At 56.7% G+C, this 4,040-nt stretch carries 2 protein-coding genes and 1 pseudogene; all 3 read right to left on the bottom strand.

Annotated elements, in window-relative coordinates:
• Positions 1-96: 96 nt before the first annotated feature.
• A pseudogene (locus tag P3T43_RS35310) lies at positions 97-699 on the bottom strand (transposase); the annotation flags it as partial.
• Between the two features lie 406 nt (positions 700-1,105).
• Positions 1,106-3,289, bottom strand: coding sequence for an FUSC family protein (locus P3T43_RS35305; RefSeq protein ID WP_429285615.1), 2,184 nt, complete (start codon positions 3,287-3,289; stop codon positions 1,106-1,108).
• Between the two features lie 267 nt (positions 3,290-3,556).
• The gene (locus P3T43_RS35300; protein WP_429285614.1) at positions 3,557-3,829 is read right to left on the bottom strand and encodes a hypothetical protein; all 273 of its coding nucleotides are present in this window, start codon (positions 3,827-3,829) and stop codon (positions 3,557-3,559) included.
• Between the last annotated feature and the right edge of the window lie 211 nt (positions 3,830-4,040).

Genomic DNA, 4,040 nt, shown 5'->3' with positions numbered 1-4,040 from the left:
CCATGATTCCTTTGTGGACACAGTCACATTTGTGCCCCCGGAAAGCATGGCTTCGCCTTCATCGGCCGTCTATACGGTCAGGGTCGGACGGTTACTCTTCTCGTACAGGCGGACGGTCTTCACATCGAACCCCGTCGGACTGATCCGGTCTGCACTTTCAATCAGGTCGAGATATCGCTGAACGCTTTCCTCAATCTGCTGCTGGCGCTTGTCAATTTTGCCCGCCGTGTAGTTTTTGTCGCGGCTGTTCGCAGCCTTGAACTTGCCGCCTTCGATGGCCACCATGTCACTCGACAGCAGCTTCAGTCCGCGACACAGTTCGACGAAACGACGGCATACGTTACGAATGGCTGGCCCGTTGTCGCGGCGGAAGTCGGCGATCATCTTGAAGTCGGGACCCAGACGCCCCGTCAGCCACATCATCTCCACGTTGCGCTGGCACTCGCGCTCAAGACGCCGGCTGGACGGTATCCGGTTCAGATACCCGTAGATATAGATCTTGAGCATCACGCCAGGATGATAGGACGGGCGACCCGTGAGAGCTGGCGTGGTGCCGTTGAATCCAAGTTCCGCGAGATCCAGCTCTTCGACAAAGGCATCGATGACCCTGACCGGGTTGTCCTGCCCGATGTAGTCATCGACGCATTCGGGAAGTAGTGCGACCTGCTTGCGGTCATCGCCTTAAACGAATCGCTTCATGAGTCACCCGATCTCAGTGCGTTGATTCAGTCTTGACGATCAATGCGTTTTCACACACTCTGTATCGAAAGCGACCGAGTTGTACGTCCTCGCCGGTTTGCAGAAAGCCACTGGAACGACACTGAATACGAGTGGGAAGCCCGTGGCGGCCACGGCTTCCCTCGGCTCGTTCGATGTGAACTCGGGCACGGATACGCAAACCCTTATTGCGATTGGTGTTAGACACCGGTTCCAGCGCAACGAGTCGGCTTGCACGGCTACAGTTCGGCTATGGTTCCGTGATCGCTGCTCCGGTACATTGGCGAATTTTGAGTTGTCATTCGTCGTGAAAGCCTGGCTGACCGGCATGTACGCCGATAAACGGTCTCGCCCGGGCAATCTCTCTGCATTTGACAGAAAGATTAAACTAGCGCGGCGAATTCCGCACATTAAATGGTGCGTCTTTATCCAACAACGTGGTGCGAATGAAATGCAGGCTGCCAAGCATGTGTTGCATGTCGAGGTGTCGCTTTCGATCCATGCTTACGGATTCGAGAACCGCCTGCGCGATCGCGATGGTCTCGCGCACCGATGACAGTACGCGCTCGAGATCACGCTTTTCGGGACGTTCGAACAGCCCTGCGATATCTGTGCTCATCTGCTCGAGGCAGGCATTCCAGCGTGGATGCAGCGCATCGACATAAGTCGCGCGGGCGGCATCGTTGCGCAGATCGATAACGGCATGTCCTACTTCGAGTGTGACGAGCATCCATCTCATTGCGTCGCGATGCTGGCGCGAGCGCTTCGTCAGCAGCACGCGCAATTGCGCCATCAAATCGTGGGTGCTGGATTGAAAGTATTGATTTAGTCCGTCCAATTCCCCCTTGCAGGCGAGTACAACCTGAGATCGCAAAGTTCCTTTTATCTTGCCGATCAGCCATGGCATCTGCGCGGGAAAAATCACTGCAAACGCCAAGGAAGCAACGAGCATCGCCGCGACGAGTGCGATCCCGTTGTTGATCAGGAGATCCGGCTGATAATTCACCACATTGTCCGGGCCGGCCAGCAAGCAAAAGAACACCGAAAAGCCCACACCATAGCCGGAGATGCCCGGGCGCATCGCGACGAATGCGCCGAGTGTCAGCGCAGGTGCAAGCGTCACGCAAAGCAGCGGAAAACCGTCGATGTGCGGATACACATAGCAGGTGAACAGGTAGGCCGCCACGGTGGCAAAGAGAGTGCCGATGGCAATCTTAAGTGTCAGCCTTGATGCATCGGCGGCTGTCGAAGTTAATGCACACACGATCGCTGTGCCGGTGAAAGCGAGGCCACCGCTCGGCCAGTCGGTCTCGATCCAGAACCAGGCGACAATCGCCATGGCAACTATCGAGCGCAGAAACATGAGCCCCACGACCAGGCCGTTCGTCTTGCTAACGTACCGGACTACCGGCCACTCCTTATCGGGCCTGTGTTGCTTGAGCGATACGAAGGTCTCCGTATAACGCATGAACTCGTCTACGAAGCGATACAGCAGTTCGGCCGAGGTATCGAAATCGGCCAGCAATTGAGGCACGGAAGCTTCCAGAAGCCCCCGCGCCTGCCGCACACGGTGTGGAAACGTGACCTGAGCGATCCGCAGTTCGATGGCTGTATGAGATGCAATCGAAGCAACGGGATTCTGGGCATTCTGGCGAACTAAGATGGCCGACAGTTCTTCGAAATATGGTGCTATTGCATCGACAACCGGGTCCAAGCCGTTCGCCTTCAATCGCTTGAGCAATTGATTTAGCGCATGCAAGCGGGCGCAGACGTCCATGAACTCGCTATTCAGGCGGGCCAGACGCCGGCTACGGGTGCGCATGCCCGGGTCTTCGAAGGCAGCGAACGCACGCGTGGCCTCAAAACCCACGATTCCATCCACAAGGTCCGCAAAGCGCTTCTCGAATACACTTCGCTCGATCTTTCCGTCGAGCACCTCGGCTGCGAACGCAGTAAAATCACGATACCGGTTCCGCAATGTGCGTTGCAGCGCGACGCTAGAACTTCGGGGCGCGATCAACGCGCTGACGGCGCTCGAGCACACGATGCCGATCGCGACCTCCGCAGCTCGCGTGAGCGCAGCGAGAAACAGGTTGTTAGGGTCCGTGACGGTGGGAATGCCGATCAGGGCGGCGGTATAACCCGCCAGCACAAAGGCGTACCAACGAAAATGTCGATATCGGAGCGCCGCAGCAACGCAGCCAGCGATCCAGCAGCTCAGCGCAAGCATGTACAGTTCGGGCTGCTGCACGAAGATTGCTCCGAGCACGAGCGCGGCAATTGTCCCGGCCGCAGTCCCGATGATCCGATAAAAGCTTTTGGCCAGCACCATGCCGCTGAACGGCTGCATCAGCACAAACACGGTGGCCATGGCGGTGCGAGGTTGCTGCAGATCCAGCAGCATGGCGAGGCCCAGCGCGAGCAGTGCTGCGGCCACTGTCTTGAACAGATGCATCCAGACAAGACCGTCGCTCGTCGCCCAGTCACGGCTTGCTGCGGCCGTGGCGCGCAGCATCGCGGCCCATCGCCGACGAAGGTCAGACGTTTGCTGGATCAGATGCTGGTTTTTCATGACAGTAAAGCCGCGCTGTGGGCTGTCGTTCCAACTGGAAAGAGCGCCGGAGGTGTCGCTGCACGCTCCGACGGGCAAGGGGTCGATTGTAGAAGTCCCGGAGTTCCGGATAAATGGCACACATCTGAAGTGTCCATTTCAGGTGGGATAACAATTGCGTTACGCGACGGGCGGACAATGTCCGCTCCTTTCGGAAAAATGTCGAATTAGACTCTCCAGCGACGACATCAAAAAAGTCGTGGAGAGCGGACGATTCAAGGCTTCTCACTAATCGAAGTTGTACTTCTGGCGCACATGTGCAGCACGTGCAATCACGGTGGGCATGAGTTGACTCAAGAACTCTATCGAGGTCCGTATCCACGCATCCGTATATAGCCGCAATGGATGCAGCGCATAGATGATCATCTTTTGCGGAGTATTTTGCGGCAGAACTCGCACCAGGCTTCTATCCGCCAAGCCGTCGAGCGCCAAATTTACAGGCAACATACCAATGCCCATCCTTGAACGTACCCCCATCGCCACTGACTCAGCCGTATTCAACTCGACTGCTCCGGACATTCTCATCGATTCGCTTCACTTTTCGCCTTCGAGCCGCCACTCGTGGGCTGGAAACGAGGGACTATCAAGGCTGAGACATGGTAGTCCCGCCGAGAATAAACGGGTGTTCAAGGTAGAATTTTCTAGCAGCAGGATCGACAGGGAATTTTGCATGAAGACGTCCAGATTCACGGAAAGCCAGATCATCGGGATT

This window comes from Paraburkholderia sp. GAS41, from assembly GCF_050436545.1.
Lineage (GTDB): Bacteria > Pseudomonadota > Gammaproteobacteria > Burkholderiales > Burkholderiaceae > Paraburkholderia.
This window is presented reverse-complemented; position numbering and strand designations above follow the sequence as displayed.